Annotated in this window: 26 protein-coding genes, 3 tRNA genes and 1 pseudogene; 24 read left to right on the forward strand and 6 right to left on the reverse strand. The window is 67.8% G+C overall.

What is annotated here, in order from left to right; all coding sequences use genetic code 11:
• Nucleotides 1-143 precede the first annotated feature (143 nt).
• The 7 genes and pseudogenes from I6J71_RS05320 (at nt 144) to I6J71_RS05350 (ending at nt 6,548) form a co-directional block, all read left to right on the forward strand.
• On the forward strand, nt 144-1,298 hold the full coding sequence (locus I6J71_RS05320; RefSeq protein ID WP_204093691.1) for a CaiB/BaiF CoA-transferase family protein: 1,155 nt from the start codon (nt 144-146) through the stop codon (nt 1,296-1,298).
• Nucleotides 1,299-1,402: 104 nt separating this feature from the next.
• Nucleotides 1,403-1,912: an isochorismatase family protein gene (locus I6J71_RS05325; RefSeq protein ID WP_204093692.1), complete on the forward strand. Its 510-nt coding sequence runs from the start codon at nt 1,403-1,405 to the stop codon at nt 1,910-1,912.
• A 176-nt stretch (nt 1,913-2,088) separates the two neighbouring features.
• Nucleotides 2,089-3,603, forward strand: coding sequence for an MFS transporter (locus I6J71_RS05330; RefSeq protein ID WP_204093693.1), 1,515 nt, complete (start codon nt 2,089-2,091; stop codon nt 3,601-3,603).
• Nucleotides 3,600-4,154 carry a TetR/AcrR family transcriptional regulator gene (locus tag I6J71_RS05335; RefSeq protein WP_204093694.1) on the forward strand — a complete coding sequence of 185 codons (555 nt, stop codon included), beginning with the start codon at nt 3,600-3,602 and terminating at the stop codon, nt 4,152-4,154. The genes I6J71_RS05330 and I6J71_RS05335 overlap by 4 nt, the downstream gene beginning before the upstream one ends.
• 110 nt (nt 4,155-4,264) lie before the next feature.
• Nucleotides 4,265-4,906 carry a DUF4232 domain-containing protein gene (locus tag I6J71_RS05340; RefSeq protein WP_204093695.1) on the forward strand — a complete coding sequence of 214 codons (642 nt, stop codon included), beginning with the start codon at nt 4,265-4,267 and terminating at the stop codon, nt 4,904-4,906.
• A gap of 462 nt (nt 4,907-5,368) precedes the next feature.
• Nucleotides 5,369-5,662, forward strand: a pseudogene (locus I6J71_RS50330) (FAD-binding protein); the annotation flags it as partial.
• 628 nt (nt 5,663-6,290) lie between these two features.
• Nucleotides 6,291-6,548 (forward strand): BBE domain-containing protein, encoded by a 258-nt coding sequence (locus I6J71_RS05350; protein WP_204093696.1) that lies wholly within the window; start codon nt 6,291-6,293, stop codon nt 6,546-6,548.
• Between the two features lie 94 nt (nt 6,549-6,642).
• Here I6J71_RS05350 and I6J71_RS05355 read toward each other — a convergent pair.
• Nucleotides 6,643-6,714, reverse strand: a tRNA-Val gene (locus tag I6J71_RS05355).
• A gap of 26 nt (nt 6,715-6,740) precedes the next feature.
• A tRNA-Val gene (locus I6J71_RS05360) sits at nt 6,741-6,812 on the reverse strand.
• 222 nt (nt 6,813-7,034) lie between these two features.
• On the opposite strand from I6J71_RS05360, the gene I6J71_RS05365 reads away from it, so the two are divergent.
• The 5 genes from I6J71_RS05365 to I6J71_RS50335 are packed head-to-tail and all read left to right on the forward strand — an operon-like array spanning nt 7,035 to nt 9,070.
• On the forward strand, nt 7,035-7,358 hold the full coding sequence (locus I6J71_RS05365) for a hypothetical protein (RefSeq protein ID WP_204093697.1): 324 nt from the start codon (nt 7,035-7,037) through the stop codon (nt 7,356-7,358).
• Between the two features lie 4 nt (nt 7,359-7,362).
• A complete protein-coding gene (locus tag I6J71_RS05370; protein ID WP_204093698.1) occupies nt 7,363-8,061 on the forward strand; it encodes an MFS transporter in 699 nt (232 codons plus the stop codon).
• An 8-nt stretch (nt 8,062-8,069) separates the two neighbouring features.
• Entirely contained in the window at nt 8,070-8,339 is a 270-nt protein-coding gene (locus I6J71_RS05375; protein ID WP_204093699.1) for a hypothetical protein, read from the forward strand.
• A 46-nt stretch (nt 8,340-8,385) separates the two neighbouring features.
• Complete coding sequence (locus I6J71_RS05380; protein WP_204093700.1) at nt 8,386-8,688, forward strand: MFS transporter; 303 nt, start codon at nt 8,386-8,388, stop codon at nt 8,686-8,688.
• Between the two features lie 49 nt (nt 8,689-8,737).
• Nucleotides 8,738-9,070, forward strand: coding sequence for a hypothetical protein (locus I6J71_RS50335; RefSeq protein WP_239154451.1), 333 nt, complete (start codon nt 8,738-8,740; stop codon nt 9,068-9,070).
• 128 nt (nt 9,071-9,198) lie between these two features.
• Here the strand turns inward: I6J71_RS50335 and I6J71_RS05390 are convergent.
• Nucleotides 9,199-9,270 (reverse strand) — tRNA-Arg (locus I6J71_RS05390).
• Between the two features lie 494 nt (nt 9,271-9,764).
• Between I6J71_RS05390 and I6J71_RS05395 the strand changes: the two genes are divergently transcribed.
• Together I6J71_RS05395 and I6J71_RS05400 are read left to right on the forward strand one after the other, a co-directional pair.
• Nucleotides 9,765-10,628, forward strand: coding sequence for a hypothetical protein (locus I6J71_RS05395; protein WP_204093701.1), 864 nt, complete (start codon nt 9,765-9,767; stop codon nt 10,626-10,628).
• Between the two features lie 1,163 nt (nt 10,629-11,791).
• On the forward strand, nt 11,792-12,715 hold the full coding sequence (locus I6J71_RS05400; protein WP_204093702.1) for a hypothetical protein: 924 nt from the start codon (nt 11,792-11,794) through the stop codon (nt 12,713-12,715).
• 13 nt (nt 12,716-12,728) lie between these two features.
• Here I6J71_RS05400 and I6J71_RS05405 read toward each other — a convergent pair whose 3' ends face one another.
• Nucleotides 12,729-13,643: a hypothetical protein gene (locus tag I6J71_RS05405; protein WP_204093703.1), complete on the reverse strand. Its 915-nt coding sequence runs from the start codon at nt 13,641-13,643 to the stop codon at nt 12,729-12,731.
• A 51-nt stretch (nt 13,644-13,694) separates the two neighbouring features.
• Here I6J71_RS05405 and I6J71_RS05410 point away from each other — a divergent pair, with 51 nt between their 5' ends.
• Both I6J71_RS05410 and I6J71_RS05415 read left to right on the forward strand, forming a co-directional pair.
• Entirely contained in the window at nt 13,695-14,405 is a 711-nt protein-coding gene (locus I6J71_RS05410; protein ID WP_204093704.1) for a hypothetical protein, read from the forward strand.
• A gap of 179 nt (nt 14,406-14,584) precedes the next feature.
• Entirely contained in the window at nt 14,585-15,475 is an 891-nt protein-coding gene (locus I6J71_RS05415) for a phosphotransferase family protein (protein WP_239154452.1), read from the forward strand.
• Here I6J71_RS05415 and I6J71_RS47660 read toward each other — a convergent pair.
• Nucleotides 15,456-16,847 (reverse strand): XRE family transcriptional regulator, encoded by a 1,392-nt coding sequence (locus I6J71_RS47660; RefSeq protein ID WP_239154453.1) that lies wholly within the window; start codon nt 16,845-16,847, stop codon nt 15,456-15,458. The two genes, I6J71_RS05415 and I6J71_RS47660, sit on opposite strands and share 20 nt — an antisense overlap.
• Before the next feature lie 140 nt (nt 16,848-16,987).
• On the opposite strand from I6J71_RS47660, the gene I6J71_RS05425 reads away from it, so the two are divergent.
• Complete coding sequence (locus tag I6J71_RS05425) at nt 16,988-17,191, forward strand: hypothetical protein (protein ID WP_204093706.1); 204 nt, start codon at nt 16,988-16,990, stop codon at nt 17,189-17,191.
• Here I6J71_RS05425 and I6J71_RS05430 read toward each other — a convergent pair.
• A complete protein-coding gene (locus I6J71_RS05430; protein WP_204093707.1) occupies nt 17,188-17,535 on the reverse strand; it encodes a GntR family transcriptional regulator in 348 nt (115 codons plus the stop codon). The genes I6J71_RS05425 and I6J71_RS05430 overlap by 4 nt on opposite strands.
• Nucleotides 17,536-17,650: 115 nt before the next feature.
• On the opposite strand from I6J71_RS05430, the gene I6J71_RS05435 reads away from it, so the two are divergent.
• From I6J71_RS05435 to I6J71_RS05465, 7 genes are all read left to right on the forward strand, one after another.
• A complete protein-coding gene (locus I6J71_RS05435) occupies nt 17,651-17,959 on the forward strand; it encodes a hypothetical protein (protein ID WP_239154454.1) in 309 nt (102 codons plus the stop codon).
• The gene (locus tag I6J71_RS05440; RefSeq protein WP_204093708.1) at nt 17,959-18,162 is read left to right on the forward strand and encodes a hypothetical protein; all 204 of its coding nucleotides are present in this window, start codon (nt 17,959-17,961) and stop codon (nt 18,160-18,162) included. Before I6J71_RS05435 ends, I6J71_RS05440 begins: the two co-directional genes overlap by 1 nt.
• Before the next feature lie 52 nt (nt 18,163-18,214).
• Nucleotides 18,215-18,895, forward strand: a complete 681-nt coding sequence (locus I6J71_RS05445; protein ID WP_204093709.1) for a hypothetical protein — start codon at nt 18,215-18,217, stop codon at nt 18,893-18,895.
• Nucleotides 18,896-19,069: 174 nt separating this feature from the next.
• Nucleotides 19,070-19,279 (forward strand): hypothetical protein, encoded by a 210-nt coding sequence (locus tag I6J71_RS05450; RefSeq protein WP_204093710.1) that lies wholly within the window; start codon nt 19,070-19,072, stop codon nt 19,277-19,279.
• The gene (locus I6J71_RS05455; protein WP_204093711.1) at nt 19,273-19,680 is read left to right on the forward strand and encodes an SsgA family sporulation/cell division regulator; all 408 of its coding nucleotides are present in this window, start codon (nt 19,273-19,275) and stop codon (nt 19,678-19,680) included. Before I6J71_RS05450 ends, I6J71_RS05455 begins: the two co-directional genes overlap by 7 nt.
• Before the next feature lie 148 nt (nt 19,681-19,828).
• Entirely contained in the window at nt 19,829-19,996 is a 168-nt protein-coding gene (locus tag I6J71_RS05460) for a hypothetical protein (protein WP_204093712.1), read from the forward strand.
• A complete protein-coding gene (locus I6J71_RS05465; protein ID WP_204093713.1) occupies nt 19,993-20,136 on the forward strand; it encodes a hypothetical protein in 144 nt (47 codons plus the stop codon). Before I6J71_RS05460 ends, I6J71_RS05465 begins: the two co-directional genes overlap by 4 nt.
• Nucleotides 20,137-20,248: the final 112 nt, after the last annotated feature.

The following is a 20,248-nucleotide window of genomic DNA, read 5'->3' on the forward strand; positions in this document are numbered from 1 at the left end:
CCGCGCCCGTTCGCCTCGGACGATCGGGTGGCCGGCTCGGCCGATCGGCTGATCTTCGCGCCGGGGGCGGGCCGGAGGCCGGGGTAGCCTGGGCTCCGGTTTTCGCGGAACCGAGCGGGAACGTTGCCGGCGAAAGGGAATCGATGCTGCCGCTGTCCGGAATCACCGTGGTGTCCCTCGAGCAGGCCGTGGCGGCGCCGTTCGCGACGCGTCAGCTCGCCGACCTCGGCGCGCGGGTGATCAAGGTCGAACGGCCGGGTTCCGGGGACTTCGCGCGGTCCTACGACACCACCGTGCGCGGGTTGTCGAGCCACTTCGTGTGGCTCAACCGCAACAAGGAGTCGTTCGCGCTCGACCTCAAGCAGCCGGGGCAGCGGCGGGTGTTGGGGGAGCTGCTGGCCCGCGCGGACGTGTTCGTGCAGAACCTCGCACCGGGCGCCGCGGAGCGGCTCGGGCTCGGGCCGGACGAGCTGCTCGCGCAGCACCCGCGGCTGATCGTGTGCGGGATCTCCGGTTACGGCACCGACGGGCCGTACCGCGACAAGAAGGCCTACGACCTGTTGGTGCAGTGCGAAACCGGCGTGCCCGTGCTCACCGGGACGCCTGACGAGCCGGCGAAGACGGGCATCCCCGTCGCCGACCTCGCCGGCGGGATGTACGCCTACAGCGGGGTGCTCTCGGCCCTGTTCGAACGCGAACGCACGGGAAGGGGCCAGGCGTTCGAGGTGTCGCTGTTCGACGCGCTCACCGAGTGGGTGGGTTTTCCGCTGTACTACACCGTCTACGGCGGCACGCAACCCGCGCGAACGGGACTTTCGCACGCCGCCATCGCGCCCTACGGGCCGTACGCGTGCGGCGACGGCGAGACGATCTTCCTCGCCGTGCAGAACGACCGCGAATGGCAACGGCTGTGCGCGGACGTCCTCGGCCGTCCGTCGGTCGCGACGCACGAGTCGTTCGCCACCAACGATGCGCGTTCGGCCAACCGGGACGAGCTGCGCGTGGTGCTCGAGGAAGCCTTCGCCCCGCTGGACTCCGCGACGGTGCTGGCGCGGCTGGACGCCGCCTCGATCGCCAATGCCCGGCTGCGCGGCATCGCCCAGCTGGCCGAACACCCGCAGCTGGCCGAACGCGGGCGGTGGGGCGAGGTCGGCTCGCCGGCGGGCCCGTTGCGGGCGCTGGTCCCGCCCGTCACGGTCGCCGGCCGGACGCCGCGGTTCGACCCGATCCCCGACGTGGGCGAGCACAACCCGGCTCTGCTCGCCGAACTCGGGTACGACGAGCTGCCCGCGGACTGAGTCCTCCCGGCGCGGCTGCGTCGGGGCCGTTTCCGTCGGTGCCGGTTGTGCCGGTGCGTCTTCGGCCGTGCGTTTTTGTCGGTGGTGGTTGCGATGCTCCCGGCATGTCTCCGGTACTGCTGCTGATCGACGTCCAGCACAACATGCTCCGCCCGCCCGAACCCGTGCCCGCGGCCGAACCGGTGTCGGCCGCGATCGCCGCCGTCCTGGCCCGTGCCCGCGACGCCGGCGCCCAGGTCGTGCACATCCGCAACAACGGTTCAGCCGACGACCCGGATGCCCCGGGTTCCCCAGGCTGGGCCTTGATCCACGAGGTGCGGCCGGGTGAGCACGTGGTGGACAAGACCACGCCGGACTCCTTCGCCGGCACGCCGCTGGCGACCGTCCTGCCCGCCGGAGCACCTCTCGTCGTAGCGGGCCTGCAGAGCGACTTCTGTGTCCGTGAGACGACGCTGGCCGCACTGAAGCGCGGGCACCCGGTCACGGTCGTGAGCGACGCCCACGCCACCTACGACGGCGAGGTCCCGGCCGCCGAGGGATCGGCGCGGGTTTCGGCGGAGCTCGCCGAAGCGGGCGCGAGCCTGGTGTCGAGCGAGGTGGTGAGCTTCGCGTGACGGAAACCCGGTGATCGAGCTCGGCGGCGGCCGGGCGGGCGGCGGGGTAGCGGGTTCGCCGTACTGCCCGATCCCTGCCACCGGAACCGGCTGACGGCGAGCCCACCCTGATTCACCTCACACCCCACACGCCACGCTCATGCGTAACATAAGTCATCAGACGATGACATCGACCGATGACCGAGGTGTGCGTGATGTCCGTGCTGTCCGGAACCCGAACCAGACTGAGCCGGGTTCGCGGGTTCGTCCCCACGCTCGTGTTCCTGGGCCTGGTCGTCGCGGTGGTCAGCAGTCTCGGGGCGCCGCTGATCCCGGCGGTGGCCGAGGTGCACCACGTGGCGCTGGTGGACGCGCAGTGGTCGTTGACCGTCACCCTCGTGGCTGGGGCCATGGTCACGCCGGTGATGGGGCGGCTGGGTGACGGGCCGGCGCGGCGCGGCGTGATCCTGGCCGGGCTGGCGCTGGTCGTCGTCGGGTGTGTGCTGGCGGCACTGCCGCTCGGGTTCGCGGCGCTGCTCGCCGGGCGCGCGTTGCAAGGGGCCGGCTTGGGGCTGACGCCGCTGACGATCGCGACGGCGCGCGACGCACTGGAACCTGCGAAGGCGCGCCCGACGATGGCGATGCTCTCGATCACGACCGTGGCGGGAGTGGGGCTGGGCTACCCGGTCACGGGGCTGGTGACTGAGTTCGGTGGTCTGGCGGCAGCGTATTGGTTCGGCGCGGTCGTGGCCGCTGTCGCGCTCGTCGCGGCGATGCGGGTGCTGCCGCACGCGCGGCACCTCAAGCGCGCCCGGCTCGACGTGCCGGGCGCCGTGCTCCTCGGCCTGGGACTGGGTGCCTTGCTGCTGGTCATCAGCAAGGGTGAGGAATGGGGCTGGCTTTCGGGCGCCGCATTCGCCACGGCGGCGATCGCCGGCGCGGCGCTCCTGACCTGGGTGTGGCACGAGCTGCGCAGCAGCCACCCGCTCGTCGACCTGCGGCTGTTGCGGTTTCCGGGCGTGCTGGCGGCCGACGTCGCGGCGCTGCTGTCGGGGACGGGCATGTACCTGCTGGTCTCGCTGATCGTCCAGTTCGTGCAGACGCCGCCGGCGGCGGGCGGGCTCGGCGGGTCCGTGGTGGTCGCGGGGTTGGTGCTGCTGCCGTTCTCGATCGGCAGCCTGCTGGCCGGCCGCGTCGCGCCACTGTTCATCCGGCGCGGCCGGACGGGTGTCCTGATCCCCGGGGCGGCCGTCCTCGCGCTGGTGAGCGTCGGCGGGTTCGGGTTCGTGCGGCACGACTACGCGGTGCTGGCCGTGGTGATGACGGTGACCGGCCTGGCCGTCGGCACGGTCTTCGCCGTGATGCCCGGCCTGATCACCCGCGCGACGCCACCGCACGAGACCGGCAGTGCGATGAGCTTCAACCAGGTCCTGCGCTACGTCGGCTACGCCACCGGCAGCGCGCTGAGCGCCGCGATCCTCGCCGCGCACACGCCCGCCGGGCAGCACTACCCCGAAAGCTCCGGGTACGCGATCGCGGCGTTCGCCGGAGTGGCGGTCTGGCTTCTCACCGCCGTTTTCGGCATCCTGCTCCCCGGCCGGACAACGCCGCCGCAGCAGGCCGAGCCGACCGGCGCGGCGGCGCAGGTGCTCGTTGACGAAAGCGTCGCGGGCGGGCTCCCCGACGACGAAGACCAAGGAGCGCGTGGATGACGGACACACCGCGCCGCCGCGACGCCGGGCGCACCCGGGCCGCTCTGCTCAAAGCCGCGGCCGAGCTGTTCGCCGAACGCGGCTTCGCCCAGGCCACGATCCGCGACATCGGCGAACGCGCGGGTGTCGACTCCGCGATGATCGCTCGCTACTTCGGCGGCAAGGCGCAGCTGTACGTCGCGGTGCTGCACGAGGAACAGGGTGCCGAGGACCCACCCGACCTGCTCGACACCGACCGGCTGCGTGAGCTCGTGGGACGCGCCGTCCGCCAGGGGCCCGGCCCGCTGTACCACGCGGCTCTGCACCCGCACGACGATCCGCAGGCCGACGAGTACTCCCGCACCGAACTGCACCGCCGCATCGTCACGCCGCTGGCCGGGCGCCTGAGGGCTGACGCAGTCGACCGGCCGCAGGCCCGCGCCGAACTGCTCACCGCCGCGGTCGTCGGTGTCCTCATCGGCCGGTCGTCGGGTGCGCTCCCGGCACTGACGGCCCTCGACGCCGATACCCTGACCTCGTTGCTCACGCAAGTCCTGTCCTCTATGGAGTGATAGGGGAACCCGAAGTGCCCGTCCGCACCCGAACCCGTTTCGAGGGTGAGTCGTCTTGGGTAGTGAGGAGGCGGCGAAGAGGTCGCCCATGAGTCGGGGAGTGGATTTTCATGCGGGGTAGCACGATCGGGCAAGGTGTGGCGGGCATCGCGGCGGTGTTCGCACTGGCGGCGTGCTCGGGCGGGGGCACCACGGGGGCGCAGCAACCGTCGAGTGATCTGGTGGCGAACAGCTCGACTTCGGCCGCGCCCACCGCGACCTCGTCGGTGCCGAACGCGCAGCCGAGCACGCAGCAGCCGCACACCGGAGCCGCACCGGCTTCCGTTGCCGCGTCCGGGTTCCACGCGGAGCTGACGATCCAGCAGCCGGGCCTGGGCCTGCTGGCGCTCGAGAACACCGGCAAGAGCGCCGTGACGATCGAGGGCTGGCCGCAGCTGCAGTTCCTCGCGGCGGACGACTCGCAGCTCAAGGTGCCCACGCAGAACGTCGAAATCCCCGGGCCGGGCCCGTCCATCACGCTGCGCCCGGGCACCAACGCCTTCGCCGGCGTGAAATGGGAAACCGGTGACAAGGGCAACCCGAGCACCTTCGTCGCGACCACGCTCAAGCTCGTCCCGCCGCACGGCAGCGGGTCCACTGTGGTCGACGTGATCGGCACGGACGGCCAGAAGGTCGGTTACCCGGAGTTCGACGTGACCTCGGTCAAGGTCGGCACGCTGCAGCCGTCCACCCAAGGGGTTACGGTCTTCTGAGCCGGACACGACCGGCGCGGCACCTTCGCGGCCGCGCCGGTCGTCCGTCCTCGGTGGACCGTGAGCCGCCGGCTCGGCCAGCGCGGCAGAAATCTTCGCGTAAGCGGTTCACCGGGTGAATTCATTGCGCCGTGCGGATGTCCTTGCCGCCGTCGTGCCCCATCGTCCCTTCGCGACGGTGACCTGCGTCGCACCTCCGAGCCCACCCGACCGCGCCGGGGAGGCTGGGCGCCGAGAGCGGTGACGCGGGAAAGGCCCACAACGGACGAGCCCATACGAAACGGCGGCGTCGGAATCCCTGAGCCCGGCGGAGGTGGCGGGGCTCGTGCGGCCCATCGCCGGACCGGTGGTGCTGCCCGGCGACGCGGGATTCGAAGCCGAGTGCGCGACGTTCAACTTGCTGACGACGTACGCCCGGCTGTCGCGGTCGGCGCGACGAGCGCCGCGGACGTGCAGGAGGTCGTGCGGTTCGCAGCCGAACGGGATCTGCCGATCGCCGTGCTCGCCACCGGACACCAGGTCGTGAACGCGGCCCGCGGCGCGGTGCTGCTGAACCTGTCCCGGATGGCCGGCGTGAAGGTCGACCCAGGCGCCGAGGTCGCCCGCGTGGAGGGCGGGGCGCAGTGGGATCGCGTGCTCGAGGAGGCCGGCCGGTTCGGCCTCGCGGGGGCCAGTGGCGCCTCGGCGACCGTCGGCGTCGTCGGCTACCACCTGGGCGGCGGGCAGACCCCGATCCTCGACCGCCGGTACGGCTATGCGGCCGACCACGTGCGCTCCTTCGGCCTCGTCACCGCCGACGGCGCGCTGCGCGAAGTCACGGAGGCTTCGGAAAGGCAACTTCGGCGTGGTCACCTCGATGGAGTTCTCGCTGTTCCCCGTGAAGACCTTCTACGGCGGTGGCCTCTTCTTCGCTGGGACCCACGCGGCGAGGGTGCTGCACACGTGGCGCGAATGGGTCACCGCGTTGTCGGTCGACATGACGTCGTCGATCGCGTTCCTGCGGCGCCCGCCGCTGCCTTCCGTGCCGGGGCTCCTGCGCGGCACTTTCGTGGTCCACGTGCGGTTCTCGTCGCTCGGCTCCGCGGCCGACGCGGAGGCCGCGCTCGCGCCGCTGCGCGCTGGCGCCGGCCGTGCTCGACACGATCGACGAAACTCCGTACCGCGAAGCCGAACACCTCCACCTGGACCGGCCGGTGCCCGTCCCGTGGGTCGAGCGCAGCACGGAGCTGCACTCGTTCCCCGCCGAAGCCGCCGACGTGCTGCTCGCGGCCCTCGGCCCGGACTCGGGCACCGCGCTCGGCTTCACGCAACTTCGGGCGCTGGGCGGCGCACCGGCCGAGGAGCCGGCCGTGCCCAGCGCCGTCGCCGGTCGCGGTGGGCCGTCGTGGGGTCGGGCGCCGGCGGTCCCGACCGAGTGCCGGAGTTCCGGGCGCAGCTGGCTTCGCTCGTCGAAGCGCTGGCGCCGTGGACGCAGGACGAACTGAACGCCAACCTGCTGACCGCGGCCCAGGGCACTACGCCTACCGAGGTTCGCGCAGCGTATGGCGCCGACCGCTACGAGCGCCTCGCCGAGCTCAAGCGGCGCTACGACCCGCACAACCTGTTCCGGGTCAACCACAACATCGTGCCGGCGCCCCGCTGACGGCCCGGCTCACCGGTCGGCAGCGCTGCGTGAAGCACGCGCCGCACAACAGAACGAGGGCCCCGGATCGAGTGATTCGGGGCCCTCGTGGCGGTGGGCGATACTGGGATCGAACCAGTGACCTCTTCGGTGTGAACGAAGCGCTCTCCCCCTGAGCTAATCGCCCGCCGGGTGAGTCCACATCGGACTGCGTGCGCGATACTGGGATTGAACCAGTGACCTCTTCCGTGTCAGGGAAGCGCTCTCCCGCTGAGCTAATCGCGCGCTGCGAGAAACCAGCTTAGCGAACCCCGTCGACCCCGTGACGCGGGGTCCGCCTTTGTCCCTTCACCCGGCATGAGCAGCGCGAACACGAGTGGCGAGGCTCAGTCGTGTAATCACGATTAGTGATAGTCACCCGGTGCGGGACGTCATCCACCACGAGGGTCACGACCCGGCGAAGCGGAGCCCCTCCGTGCCCGCGATCCGGCCCGGACGTGGCGGTCCGTGTTCCCGTCGGGGCTCACCGCGGCGCCGCGCGACCACGGCCAGGCGCACGTGCCGGAGGTGATCGAGGCCATCCCGACCGGCGCGAGGGAGCAGCTGACGCTGCTGCCGGCGAAGCTCGACCGCACGCTCGAGTCGGCCGGGTGGGGGGGCGCCGACGGCGTGAACCTGATCCGGTTCTTCACCGGCGTCGAGCGCGATCAGGACCCCGAGTGGTTCGGCGGCCACGCGCCCACGAGCACGTCGGCCGAGGACGCCCGGCTCGCGACGGACGCGCGGTTGCGGATCGAGATCCAGGCCGTCGTGGTCCGCGGCGAGGTGTGAAGCCGTGCCGGAAGACCCGAAGGTCGTCGCGACCACGACGTGCGCTGCGGCCTCGCCGCGGGGCCCGCCGACGGACAGCGCCTTGCCGGCCGGCGGGCGCGGCTGGGTGTCCGTCGCCGCTGTCGCGCTCGGCGCGTTCGTCATCATCACCACGGAGACCCTGCCGGTGGGACTACTCCCGGACATCGCCGCCGGCCTCGGCGTTTCGCTCGGGCTCGCCGGGCTGCTGGCGCTCGTGCCGGGCCTGAGCGCCGCGGTGGCGGCGCCGCTGTTCTTCCTCGGGGCTGGGTGGTTCGACCGGCGCACGGTGATCCTCGCGCTGGGGCTGCTGGTGCTGGCGTCCAACGCGATCGTCGCCGTGGCCCCGAACTTCGCGGTGGTCCTGCTCGCGCGGGTGCTGCTCGGCGCGGCGGTCGGTGCGTTCTGGACCGTCGTGACGCCGGTCGGTCCAAAGCTCGCCCGGCCGGCGCGCGGCACGCGTGCCATCTCGATCATCGCGGCCGGAGTTTCGGGGGGCATGGTGGTCGGGCTGCCGGCGGGACAGTTCTTCGGGACGCCGCTGGGCTGGCGCGTCACTTTCGCTGCCGCGGGCGGCGCGGCGCTGCTGATCGTGCTCGCACAAGCGCTGCTGCTGCCGCGGATTCCGCCGGACGGCCGCTCACACCTGCGTGACCTCACCTGCGTGACCTCACCGGCGCCGTGAAGCGGGCCATGGCGCGCTTCGGGCTCGCGGCGAGCGCGGTGGCGTTCATCGGGCAGTTCGCCGCCTCGACCTACATCACGCCGTTCCTGCTCGAGCACGCCCACCTCTCCGGTGGCGCGCTCACGGTGCTGTTCCTCGTCTACGGCTGCGGCGGCATCGCCGGTTCGCTCTTCGGCGGCTCGTTGCTCACCCGCGGGGTCATCGCGACGTTCGCCGGCGCCGCGACGGCCGTGGCCGCGCTGCTCGTCGGGCTGGCCTGTGCGGGCACGCTGTCCTAGCTGGTCGGCGCGCTCGTCGTCGCGTGGGGCCTGCTCTGGGGGGATCGTGCCGCTCGCCGCCCAGGTCTGGCTGCTCGACGCGGTGCCCGAGACGCCCGAGGCCGCCTCGGCGGCGAACGTGACCAACCTGCAGCTCTCGCTCGCCGCCGGGTCGGCGCTCGGCGGTGTGCTCGTCGACTCGACGACGCTGCCGGTCGTCTTCCTCACCGCCGGCGCGACCGTGTTCGCCGCCGGGGTGATCGCCGCCGTGGCCGGCCGGCGGGGCCGGCCGGCCACGGCGCTGACCGGTCGCGCCGTCGTGGTCTGCCGGGAGTCAGGCGCGCACGGTCTCCAGCGCGCGCGACCATGACAAGCTCCCGCCGCGCTGGGCCGCCGAGAATGTCACGTCTGGGGAGGACGTGCTCGCCATGCTCGCCACCGACGCCGGCGAGGACCTGCCCGGCGACACCCTCACCGTGCACACCCCCACCTACACCAAGGTGTTCCGTGCGGCGCGTGAAGCGACGTTCACGCCTCAAGTGGCCCGTGGGCCGCTGGCGCGCCGGCCGTACGACCTTCGGCACGCCGCGGTGAGCACTTGGCTGGCCGCCGGTGTGCCGGCCGCGACGGTTGCTCAATGGGCCGGCCAGTCGGTGGGGGTGCTGCTGGAGGTCTACGCCAGCTTTCTCGACGGCGGTGAGGAGGCTGCCAAGCGGAAGATCGACGAGGTGTTAGGCAACGCGCCGAGGTGAGCGTGTACGTGCATTGCACGCTGGCCCCCGTGTCCGGCCGCGGTCCGCCGTGGCCGGCCGGGAAGGACATGAATCGGCCCCTACCGCGTTTGCGCTGGTAGGGGCCGGTTTTGTGTGTTCAGGAAGTGTGCCCTCGGCAGGATTCGAACCTGCGACACCTGCCTCCGGAGGGCTAGAGACCCTCCAGCGCTCTCGTGGGCGCTGACCTGGGGAAACCCGTTCTAACAGGCCCGTGCTTCACGCGGTTTGGGAACGCATTGGGCATGACCGCGGGCATTGCCGTTGCGACGATCGCCTTAGGAGAGTGACATGGTCGAAGTGTCCTGGCCAGGGCGCATGACTTGTCCAGGCGAGTTGAAGGGTCGATTTCAGGGCGTCCCCCGGGCGAAGTGAATGCCGACCGCGATCTCGGCAGGCCGACGTTTCGGGCTACCCGGCCACATGGCCCTGGCCAGATCCGTGGCAGCGGGTCGGGTGTAGTAGCAGTTCATGAGGTTGGACTGAGACTCGACGCCGTAGCTCTCGGCGAGCTGTCCTAGTCGTTGGCCTCGGCGTTGCCTCCTGCGGGCGTGGAGGAGCGTTCAAGATCAGGAGATGTGCGTCCAAGCCTGGCACCGCAGACTGATGGATATGAGGGTCCAGTCCAGTGAGAGCGAAGGATCGAGCGTGGCGGATCATCGGTTAAGATGTGCCAATGGCGATACACGTTGACAATCCGGCGGGTCGGCTCCACGCGGTTCTCACAAGATTTGCCGATCGACCCAGCGGCAACAGTCTTGATGCAACATGGCAGGCTACGTTTGGTTGTCAAGGCACCCTCGACCTGAGTGAATATCTTTCGGAGTGTGCCTCGCTTCTGCGAGATTGTGTCGCCGCAGCTCGGAGCCTGGAGCCCGAAGTCGACTGGCCTGCCACTCTCTTCCACTACAGTGCGTGGGCAAAACCCATTTTTGGTTTTGACATCGGCAATCGCGCAGCTGGCATTGAACCCCAAAACGTGGTCCAGGCAGACGGATTGGCCGCGTTGGCGTCATTAAGTACCACCTTGCATCACTCGATCCCGGAGTGCGTCTTCGCTTCTGGAAACGCCTATTCTGATCTAAGCCCGATAGCTGATGAGCTTGAGGGAATTGTTGCTGAAGTCTGGGCCGACGAGGAGCTCCCAGAAGTTGTGCGGTCGCGCATCTGCAGAAAAGTTCTGGATGCGATCAGGTCCATCAAATACGCCCAGTATCGCGGCATAGAAAAGGTTGCTGAAGATGTCCAGGCGGCCTTCTATGAAGTAAAACCAGGCGCTGCCGCTGCCGCCACGGCCTCTCCTGGAATTTTGGACAAATTCGACAAAATTTCGGCAAAGCTGGAAGTAATTTCTAATCGGGTATGGTCGATGGTAGCAGTCCCTGTGGGCGTTCTATATCTAATTAAATCTGGCGACTTCGTTGGCGGCGGTGCAATACTTGCAGCGAACCCTCAAGTGGCTTCGAAGTTGGCCGAAGTCGCTGGAGCGTTCAAGACTCTAAAGACTATCGGTAGCAGTGATGCTTCGGACGAGAACTAACCGTGATTTCGCGTCGAGCTGCGAAAATGAGGTCCGCATTTGGGTACACCCCGTTAGGGCTGGATGTTTCAAACGTCTACGCGCAGTCGTTGGACGCGAGGCCGTAGGCGGTTGGTGAACGTCTCCACAGGGCGGGCACCGCGGTGACGACCAACTCCCGGAGCGGGCTGCCTGTGGTAATCCTAGGGTTTCAAATCTGCTGTCTCACCCGGCACTTGGAGCAACAACCGCCAGTAGCGCCGGAGGGGCTCGTGTTCAACGCTGTCGCTGGCGCCCTGCCTGGAAGGCCGATTGCCCATCCGTGAACAACCATTCCCCTATCCCAGCGGACTCGTCACGACACCCTGACCAGCAGGACGGCGTGATCGCCGCCGCACCCCGCACCTGGCCGGCAAGCTCGCAACTTCAAAGCCACAGGACTGCTGTGCGTACGCGCATATGCGGTCACACGGCTATAGCCACAGCTCTCAACTCACCGTGCGGTAGAAATGGGGTATGAACCCAACGTTGGAGAGTCTGGTAATGGAGGCGACCAGGTCCGGGTGGTCGACCGGACAGGGATCAATCGAAAGTGTGCGCCGGGAGGCTGCACGGCTGGGTTACACCGAAGTCGCCATCCGGCGAGGAGCGCCTGCCGTAGCCACTCTAAAGCCCACGAGCCCGGACGTTGCGGCGCCGAAGTCGCTTAGCGCTATATACGGTCTTGGTGAGCAGCCACTTCACTCGGACGGTGCCCACATGACCACGCCTCCCGATATAGTGGTACTTGCCAGCGAGGACGCTAACGAAACACCGACACGTCTATGGAAAATGCCGCGGTTTGCACGCACCCGCGAACGTTTCCCGTACGAGAAGGCATCGCACGGGGTATTCCTTGTCTCCAATGGCAAGGACAGCTTCTACGCTCACGCCTTAGAAAAGGTCTCGCCACTTACTTCTCGCTTACGATACGACCCGGGTTGCATGGTTCCATGCGACGCGCGGGCGCGGGCTGTGGTCAACTTTTTTGAGGCTGAGCTCGACGCTGCCGATGAGCACTCATGGGAAAATCCAGGAACTATACTAGTGATCAATAATAGTCGCGCTTTACACGCCCGTGCATCTGCAATAAATGAACCCGATCGTGAGCTCCAGCGGATAGCATTCACGATGGGGGGAAAGAAATGACCGGAACGCCTTATGACCATGAGGCGCTATGGATGAAAGCAAAGCTGTTCATTAACCGTGCCATGGATGATGACGAGGCGCGCGCCTTCGACGAGAAATCACTTTGGGCTGCCTTGGCGCTGGAATTGCTCGCAAAGGCTGCACTTGCACGCGTGTCACCACTACTAATAGCCGAGCCAACCGAGGATGGCAGCAATCTCCTCATTGCCAGCCAGCTCATAAAGGGCGATGCACGGTTTACTTCGGTCCGCTCATGGACTCTCTTCATTCGATGCCAAAAGGCATTCAAGCCCTTCAGTCAAGCGGAAGCAACTGCCATCACCAATGCCCGAAACGAGTACCTTCACAGTAGTGGCGTCGGTTTTACTGCAATACCTCAATCAGTTTGGTGGCCCAAATTCTGGGCGCAAGCAACAATCCTTATTGGCGCTCTAGACAAAGAGATAGAAGATTTTGTCGGCCTCGATCGGTCGGGCATCGTTGAACGGCACCTGGAGCAAAACTCTCGGAACGTCGAAAATCGCACAATTGCGCTAATTGAACGAGCGAAACAGCGTTTGCATCAACACCGGGAAGGCACACTTCCAGCGAAGGTTGCCGCCGAATTTAAGCCAGGCTCCGACAATGGTGCTGACTTGCGCTTTCGAGCGCTCGAAACGTGCCCGGCATGTGGTTCTGATGGCTGGCTGGAAGGCGAAGAGATAGACGATACGCATATTGAATACAGCAACGATACCGAACACTCAGTACCCGAGGCTTTCGTCACGCATACAATCCAGGCGGAATTCTTCAGCTGTCCTACGTGCCAGCTGAGGCTCGACGGGATCGAGCTAATCGAGCAAGCCGGGCTGCCGAGCACGTTCGACGTTGACGGCGACCCGTCCGATCTCTATGACGAAGGAGACTACGGAAACGACTGAGACCGAGGCCGCGCTACTGGTCCGGCTTCGTGCGCACGACGGACACGCGATGTCGGTATCGGCCCAGTTCGAAGGCGCGGTCCGCGCGCGCCTCGACCACTACACCGGGCTCGACGGGCCAGAACGTGAAATCGTCGAGCCCGGGCAGGCCGGCGAGGATCCCGGACGCCCGCCGAGGCCCGCCCTCGGCGAGGCGGAGCTGGCCGGCCAGCGACGCGAGGGCCGTGTGGGACAGCGGCCTCGACAGGCCGACTGCCCGCACCCGCCCGCGCCGGTCGGTCTGGCCGAGCACCAGCGCGGTGGGTCGGGTGGGGCTGCCTGTGACGCCGAGCACGAGCGCGTCGACGTCGTCGTAGTGGCGGACCTTGACCCACCCGGCGCGGCCACCGTGGAGCGGGTAGCGGCTGGCCAGCGGTTTCGCGACGGTCCCCTCGATGCCGACGGCCGCCTGGTCCGCGCTGATCCACGCCTGGCCTTGGGTGTGGTCGAGGGTCGAGGTCATCAGCTGCACGCCTGCGTTGCCGGCGCCGACCACCGCGGCGAGCCGCTCGTGCCGGCGCGAGAGTGGCCATTGTCGGAGGTCGCGGCCGCGGGCGCCGAGCAGGTCGAACGGCACGTACACGACGGCGGTGCCTTCTGCTTGGCGCCGGGCTGGGCCGTAGCCGAGTGCCGCGAAGTCCAGCCGGCCGTCGCGGTAGGCGCACAGCTCGCCGTCGAACACCACCCGGCCCAGCGCGGCCGCCGACTCGAGGATCCCGGGGAACCGGTCGGTCAGGTTGCCGCCGGTGCGGGACTGCAGCACCCCGCCCGGCACGTGTACCACGCACCGCCACCCGTCCAGCTTGGGCGAGTACTCGTACGCGCCGGTGGGCAGCACCGCGGCCGGCTCGACCACGGCGAGCCGCAGTGGCAGGTCCGGCACGGGCATGTGTCCATCGTCTACCACGCTGACCAGCAGCGCAGAGCTAGACTCGCACGCATGTTCGAAGCTCGGCGACCGCTCGGCGAATACGGCCGCGCGGACCTTCCGGTGCGGCCGGCGCTCTGGCACGAGCTGAACCCGGACGGGACGCTCACCGTCCACCCGCCACGACACTGCCCGCGCCGGCACCCCGTGCCAGAGTCGGGCACGTTTTCGTGGATCGTGGCGCTGCGCCTGCACTCGCTCCTGTGCCACCGCTGCCGCGACGACGGCCACGCCGACCACCAGTGGGCACTCATCGACCCCGCCTACGAACAGGCCGAGGCGGGGAACGCCACCCGGGCGGGACTGGAACTGGTCGCCGTGGCACCGCACGAGGACGCCGCGCCCGGCCGGATCGAGCTGCACCTGGACGGCCACACGATCGGCGCGGCCACCCTCGTGGTCTGCCCCCAGGACCGCCTTGGGGTACTCGAACACGTCCAGGTCGACGACGGGATCCGCCGCCGCGGCTACGGGCGAATCCTGGCACTCGCCGCCTTCTCCCGGCTGGACTGGTACACCGACCGGGCGTACTGGGTACGCGGTGACCGGCGGGTGCGGGCTTTGCGCGCGGCGCAACGCGGTGCCGGGTACGCCTGGACAACCACGCTGATCGAGAACACCCCCGAGGCACGCGGGTTCGCCGAGTGGCTCCCACTCCCGTCAGTGGGGGAACCGCGGTACTGCCGGCACATGCTCGACGCGGCCGCACAATTCACGTCGTAAGCGGCGGCCGGACCAAGTCCCGTGGGCCACGGATGAGACGCCGTCAGCCGCAGGGCCCGCATCCACCGGCAACATCCGCCTTGAAACAACACCGTGCAGGGCTGCTTAGCGCAAGGCCGTCACGCGATCCCGTCACTACTAGGGTGGTAACCGACCCTGGGCAACAAGGAGGCGACAAGTTGAGTCAAGCGCAGATTTTGACCGAGAAGTCCGCGCACGAGATCGCCGCTGTCGCCTGCCGAAAGGCAGGCTTGGACGGCGCGAACGCCGAACTGATCAGGCTCGGGTCCAATGCAGTGTTTCGATTAGGAAATCGCATTATCCTTCGGGTTTCGCGTGATCCTGGCGGTTTTGACGAGGCCGAACGGCAGGTTCGCGTGGCGCGCTGGCTTGCCCAGGAGAACTATCCGGCAAACCGGGCGCTCGACCTGGCGCAGCCGATCAACGCATCGGGATACGCGGCAACCTTTTGGGTTTCAGTGTCGGAAAAGGAGGAGTACGCAGACATTGCCCAGGTAGCCGCCCTGATCCGCTCCCTCCATCAACTGCCACTTCCGGAGAATCTCCACCTTCCGACAAAGGATCCCTTCGGTGAGCTAGAAGAGCGAATGTCGGTGCTTGGACATTTGGATAGTGGCGATGCGAATTTCATTCGATGTCGAGTTGACGAATTGAAGCGCAGCTACGGCGCGTTGGATTTTGTGCTTCCCGTGGGCGTTATTCACGGTGACGCGAATGTCGGCAACGTAATCCTTACTCGTGATGGCAGTCCGTGTTTGATCGATCTGGACAGCTTCGGAATAGGGCACCGTGAGTGGGATCTCGTGCAAACGGCACTATTTTATGACCGCTTCGGCTGGCACACGGCTGAGGAGTATCGCACCTTTGTTGACGTGTACGGGTTCGACATCATGAAATGGAGCGGCTACGAAACCCTGGCAGGCTATCGCGAGATCTCTATGACCCTCTGGCTGGCGGCAAAGGAATCCGAAGAGGCCTTCAACGAGGTGCGAAAGCGTGTGAAGTCGATCAAAACTGGCGGAGACCGATCTACTTGGGCGCCCTTCTAGAGTCTTGAGCTGTCCACAGTCGCGCCGTTGACACTCGTTCCAAGAATTCTGACGATTCCGCGCTTCTGCCGATCTTGGTGAGGCGCGTACGAAACTCTTCTACGTACGCGCCGCACCGAGCAGACTTCAATGATTCGCCGATTTCGATCGCGTTGAGCGCGACTTCGCAGGCTTGGCCAACATCCCCGCGGTCAAGGTACGAGTCGGCGAGGACCATTGCTGCGAAGAAGTCGCTTCGGACGTAGCCACTCGGAGTTGGACCGAGCGACTGCGAGGCATATGTGACACCGTCATTGGGGCGCCCGAGGTCCCGGTTGCAATGGCCGAGTTCTGCGGCAAGCTCTGCTTCGTTGAAGTAGGAAAACCAATCCGCCGGGTCGTCGGGGTCGCGGCGCTCAAACTCACGAACAGCGGTAGCCATCGCTTTGTCGCAGCCGGCTACGTCGCCCATTCGTGCGAGCGCACGTGCTTCCATTGCCGCGAAATGCGCCGTGGCGCCCGGTGAACCCGCAAGGGATGTGCCCACCTGGGCCGACCTTGCGAGGTTTGCGGCTTCACTGTATCGCCCCAGGAACGTGGCCTGATGACTCATTGCGTCTAAGATGCTGGCACCAAGGAGGCGGTCGCCTGCGCCTTCTGAAATGCGTAGAGCTTGGATGAAATACCGCTGAGCCAAGCCGTGCATCCCGGCATCGTACGACATCCACGCACCGAGCAGGGTGGCCTGTGTCGCGGCCTTGAATAGGTCCTTCCTGATCTTTTCGTTGGCTGCGCTTCCTCCGAGAACGCCAGCAAGGTCTGTACGCAGGAATTCAATCAGAGCTGTTCGGGCATAGCCGCCGCCGTGCGCTCCATCGAGCTCATCGAACATCGCAGTTGTTCGGCGAATTCCCTTGATGTCGGACTCGCCGACCTTTCGTTTTCCGGTATCGCTGAGCACGTCATCACGCGTTGTCACCAGCCATGACAGTGCTGCCTCATTCCACGCGGCCGAGTTCGCGGGCGCGTTCATCATGGCGGCCATATTGTCGACGTCCGCCTGCCACAGCCGCCCGACTGTGGCGGCGCTGTCGTCGATGCTGGCGGGATAGCTCAGGCCAAGGTCGGCCGGCACCTTCTGCACCTTGCCGAACCCCACCTCGTCTGGCCCGACCTGGCGACCGAGCCGCTCGGCCAGCGCAGCGAGGATCGCCTCTCGTGTTCCGGCGTCTCGTGGAACCATCCCGTCGAGCCAACGACGCACGTACGTGTGCGTGAACGTCCGCCCTGCCTGCTGCCCGACGGCCCGGGCGAACACCTTGAGGCCCACTGAGCCGTCGTCTCGTAGGTAGCCAGCCTCAAGCATTAGACCGCGCAGCTGATCATTGCTCATCGCGTAGCCCTCCCCCGTGCGACTGTGCCCCAGTGTGCGAGTGTGCCCCCTAGTGTGCCCTGTTCGCGCAGCTCAGAGACCTGTTTCATGGAGTCATCGAGATCAACGACCAACACGGTCGACGAGCGAAGGAGACTCACATGGCCAAGAGCGTGTTGCCGAACTTCAAGTCCGGCGGCGGCCTCATCAAGAAGGCGATCGGCGTCGTGATCCTGCTTGCCGTACTGGCCTTGGTGATCCGCCATCCGCACGATGCGGCCGGCATGGTGAATTCGGCCAAGGATCAAGGCGGCGGGGTCATCGACAGCGTGGCGAAGTTCTTCCAAGACCTCGGCCATGGCTAAGCGCGGTCAGCCTTGAGTTGCTCAACCGACTCTCGCAAGGACTTCACCTCTGCTTGCAAGTCGCTGAGCTGGGAAGACAGCTGTTCTAGGCTCGCTGGCTCGCGACCAGGAGTGGCGCTCACAACTCGACCAACCCCGGCCCGGGCCACGACCCAGCCCTGATCCTGCAGCGAACCCAACGCACGTTGAGCGGTTGCAACTGCGACTTTGAACCGCGCAGCGACTTCACGCTGATTCGGCAGCTGCGTGCCCGGCGCTAGCTCACCCGCCTTGATCTCCTCACGAAGCTGTTGTGCGATCCGCTCAGCCTTTGCGTGACCTGCACTTTCCGCCGAATCTTCCATGCCTCCAACCCTACCCAACTGAGACTCTCCGAACTAGTTCACCCGATCAGCCGATCGAAGTTCCGAACTAGTCCGGACTAGTCTTCTAGACGTTGCCGACGAAAGGACCTGACCGATGAGGAACGCACACCCGAGCCGCCGCCAGATCGAGATGGCCGCGGATGAGCTGGATTTCGACTACTTCGCGGACACGACCGGCCTGGCTGGTGACGTCGACTCGTTCGACGGCTTCGACGGTGTGGCCGAGCTGGCGGACCTGTACACGGAGATCGCGGAAATCGACGCAGCGCTGGCCGAGCTGGAGGCGCCGGCGGCGCCGGTGGTGTCGCTGTTCGAGCCGAACGTGATCGTGGGCGGCGTCGCCGGTGGCGGCAAGACCGCGGCGCTTCGGTGGCTCGCGCTGGGCGGGGAGGTGGCCGCCTGATGTCCGCCTCGCTGGTTCCCGCCGTCGCCCGCAAGCTCGGCTGCCGGAATTCGATCGCCGCGGCGGTGGTCGAGGTGATCTGGGCCAAGGCCGACCAGGGCTGGAGTGCCGAGCAGATCACCACGTGGCTGGCCGGTCACTACGACCGCAGTCACCCGGCCGCCGACCCGGCGCTGGTGCGGTTCGTCCTGGCCCGCCGGTAGCCAACTTCCCCGTCTCGAACTTGTGCCGCTGATCTGAGAGAGGACTGTCCCGATGGCCCGCACGTCGACCGAGCTGCATGTCGTGGAGCGCTTCCACGATCTGGCCGACACCCTGGTCCGCAACGCCAATGCCTTGACCGGCAACCCTGATCTGCCTGCCGCGGTGGTGTGGCCCCGTGCCGATGTGTATGTCGACGTGGCGACCCAGGTCCGGTTGCTGGCTGATGCCGAGCTGGCGCGGGTGGAAGGTCTCGCGCTCGTGCTGCCGCTGACCGCCGCGCAGCGGGCGGCCGAGCAGTTCGAGTGGCTGGCCGGGCAGCTGGCGGGAAACGCCAGGACGCTGCGCGCCTTCACCACGGACCCGGCCATGGTGGCGCGGGCCAGGGTCTACCGGGACGTGGCGGTGCAGGTGCGCCTGCTGGCGGCGGCCGAGCGGGAGCAGCACGGCCGCCCGACCCCGCCGGCGACCCCGGCCCGGCGACCGCAGCCGAGCCCGCTGGCGGCCCGGGTCGCAGCGCGGCTGCGGACGGTGCGGCCGGAGTTCACCGAGCCGCTGGTGACCGCGATCGCCACCCGCCGCCGGGCGGGCTGGTCGGTGGCGCGGCTGACGCTGTGGCTGCGCACCCTGCTGCGGGACCCGCAGACCGGCGAGCTCCACCCGTGCGCGGACCGCTCGTTCGTGTCCTACGTGACCGGTCTGCTGGCCGGTCAGGCCGCGGCCCGCGCGGCCTGAGACCGCCCCGGCCCGGCGGCCCATTCCGCCAAGAACACTCCGCCGGTCCGGGCGAAACCCTGTCACCACGAGATCGCAGAACAGGAGAACCGTCATGGTACGCACGCACATCCACCGCACGCTCGCCCAGATCAAGCAGGGCTGCGGCGAGGACCCGGCCGGGGGTGAGCGGTGATGGGCACGCTGAGCGAGCTGTCGCGGCTGCATCTGTCCCGCCCGGTCGCCGGTGCTGGGGTGGCGGTGGTGGCCGCGTGGCAGCGCCGCCACGCCGAGGTGCTGGAGCACCTGGCCGCCGAGGGCGGTGCCGGCACGCAGGCCGCGGTGGCTGCCCCGGTGGTGCGCCGCCGCGCCGACGGGTTGGCGGGGGAGGCGGGCGGATGTTGAACGTGTTCATGACCGCCCGCCTGCTCGGCTCGACCAAGAAGCCGCGTTACGCGGGGCAGGAGCTGCGGGTGTGGTTGTGCTACGACCCGGCCGACCCCTACGCGGTGCAGCTGAACTTCGTGGCCGGGGGCGGTAAGCGCATCGGCTGGCTGTTCAGCCGGGACCTGCTCGCCGCCGGGCTGACCGGCCGCGCCGGGGACGGCGACGTGCGGATCACCGGCCTGGACGACACCGTCGAGATCGCGCTGTCCTCCCCGGATGGTGTGGCGCGGCTGGAGTTTTCCCGCGCCGACCTGGAACGCGGCATCGACGAGAGCGAAACCCTCGTGCCGATCGGCACCGAGTCGGCCGCGTTCGACTGGGACCACGAGATCGGCCTGCTCGGCCGCGGCGCAGCCTGATCCACCACCCGCATCACCACGAGATCAACGCCAGCCGCCGCTGAGGGCGGCTCCACAGCCGCCGGGGCGGCCTCGCCAACGTCGACGTCCGGGGCCGTCTCGGTGCACCACACCCGCACATCCCTTGCCACGGAAGGAGAACGACGTCATGCGACGGTCTCGTGAGGCCGACAACCGCAAGCGGATCGATCCCAGCCTCAGCGGCGGTGCCCAGCTGGGCCGCTGTCTGGGCTGCCGGCGCCGCACCCACAAGAACACCAACCTGTGCGGGCGCCCGGCGTGCTCGCGCGCGGTCGCGGGGGTGATGGAGGTATGAGCGCCTGCAAGCACACCGCGTTCATCGCGAAGCTGCGCCGCGGCTGGGCCTACAAAACCTGCCGCGACTGCAAACACTCCTGGTCCGAACCCATGCCCGCACCCTCACCGCGCAAGAAGCTCACCGTCGTGAAGCGCTGAGGACCCCGGCCCGGTCAACCACCAGTCGCACAAACCCAACCCGCACAGCGGAAATCGAAGGGAAACAACCATGGCGAAGAACGAGGCCAACACCCCGAAGCAGCCCCAGCCC

The organism is Amycolatopsis sp. FDAARGOS 1241 (assembly GCF_016889705.1).
Taxonomy (GTDB): Bacteria; Actinomycetota; Actinomycetes; order Mycobacteriales; family Pseudonocardiaceae; genus Amycolatopsis.

Coding starts and splice junctions, on each gene's coding strand:
- I6J71_RS05450 (WP_204093710.1), top strand. CDS start 19,070: ATGGGCACGCTGAGCGAGCTGTCGCGGCTGCATCTGTCCCGCCCGGTC.
- I6J71_RS05445 (WP_204093709.1), top strand. CDS start 18,215: ATGGCCCGCACGTCGACCGAGCTGCATGTCGTGGAGCGCTTCCACGAT.
- I6J71_RS05340 (WP_204093695.1), top strand. CDS start 4,265: ATGCGGGGTAGCACGATCGGGCAAGGTGTGGCGGGCATCGCGGCGGTG.
- I6J71_RS05410 (WP_204093704.1), top strand. CDS start 13,695: ATGTTCGAAGCTCGGCGACCGCTCGGCGAATACGGCCGCGCGGACCTT.
- I6J71_RS47660 (WP_239154453.1), bottom strand. CDS start 16,847: ATGAGCAATGATCAGCTGCGCGGTCTAATGCTTGAGGCTGGCTACCTA.
- I6J71_RS05405 (WP_204093703.1), bottom strand. CDS start 13,643: ATGCCCGTGCCGGACCTGCCACTGCGGCTCGCCGTGGTCGAGCCGGCC.
- I6J71_RS05395 (WP_204093701.1), top strand. CDS start 9,765: ATGGCGATACACGTTGACAATCCGGCGGGTCGGCTCCACGCGGTTCTC.
- I6J71_RS05465 (WP_204093713.1), top strand. CDS start 19,993: ATGAGCGCCTGCAAGCACACCGCGTTCATCGCGAAGCTGCGCCGCGGC.
- I6J71_RS05430 (WP_204093707.1), bottom strand. CDS start 17,535: ATGGAAGATTCGGCGGAAAGTGCAGGTCACGCAAAGGCTGAGCGGATC.
- I6J71_RS05460 (WP_204093712.1), top strand. CDS start 19,829: ATGCGACGGTCTCGTGAGGCCGACAACCGCAAGCGGATCGATCCCAGC.
- I6J71_RS05325 (WP_204093692.1), top strand. CDS start 1,403: ATGTCTCCGGTACTGCTGCTGATCGACGTCCAGCACAACATGCTCCGC.
- I6J71_RS05320 (WP_204093691.1), top strand. CDS start 144: ATGCTGCCGCTGTCCGGAATCACCGTGGTGTCCCTCGAGCAGGCCGTG.
- I6J71_RS05455 (WP_204093711.1), top strand. CDS start 19,273: ATGTTGAACGTGTTCATGACCGCCCGCCTGCTCGGCTCGACCAAGAAG.
- I6J71_RS05375 (WP_204093699.1), top strand. CDS start 8,070: ATGGCGCGCTTCGGGCTCGCGGCGAGCGCGGTGGCGTTCATCGGGCAG.
- I6J71_RS05440 (WP_204093708.1), top strand. CDS start 17,959: ATGTCCGCCTCGCTGGTTCCCGCCGTCGCCCGCAAGCTCGGCTGCCGG.
- I6J71_RS05400 (WP_204093702.1), top strand. CDS start 11,792: ATGACCGGAACGCCTTATGACCATGAGGCGCTATGGATGAAAGCAAAG.
- I6J71_RS05435 (WP_239154454.1), top strand. CDS start 17,651: ATGAGGAACGCACACCCGAGCCGCCGCCAGATCGAGATGGCCGCGGAT.
- I6J71_RS05335 (WP_204093694.1), top strand. CDS start 3,600: ATGACGGACACACCGCGCCGCCGCGACGCCGGGCGCACCCGGGCCGCT.
- I6J71_RS05425 (WP_204093706.1), top strand. CDS start 16,988: ATGGCCAAGAGCGTGTTGCCGAACTTCAAGTCCGGCGGCGGCCTCATC.
- I6J71_RS05330 (WP_204093693.1), top strand. CDS start 2,089: ATGACCGAGGTGTGCGTGATGTCCGTGCTGTCCGGAACCCGAACCAGA.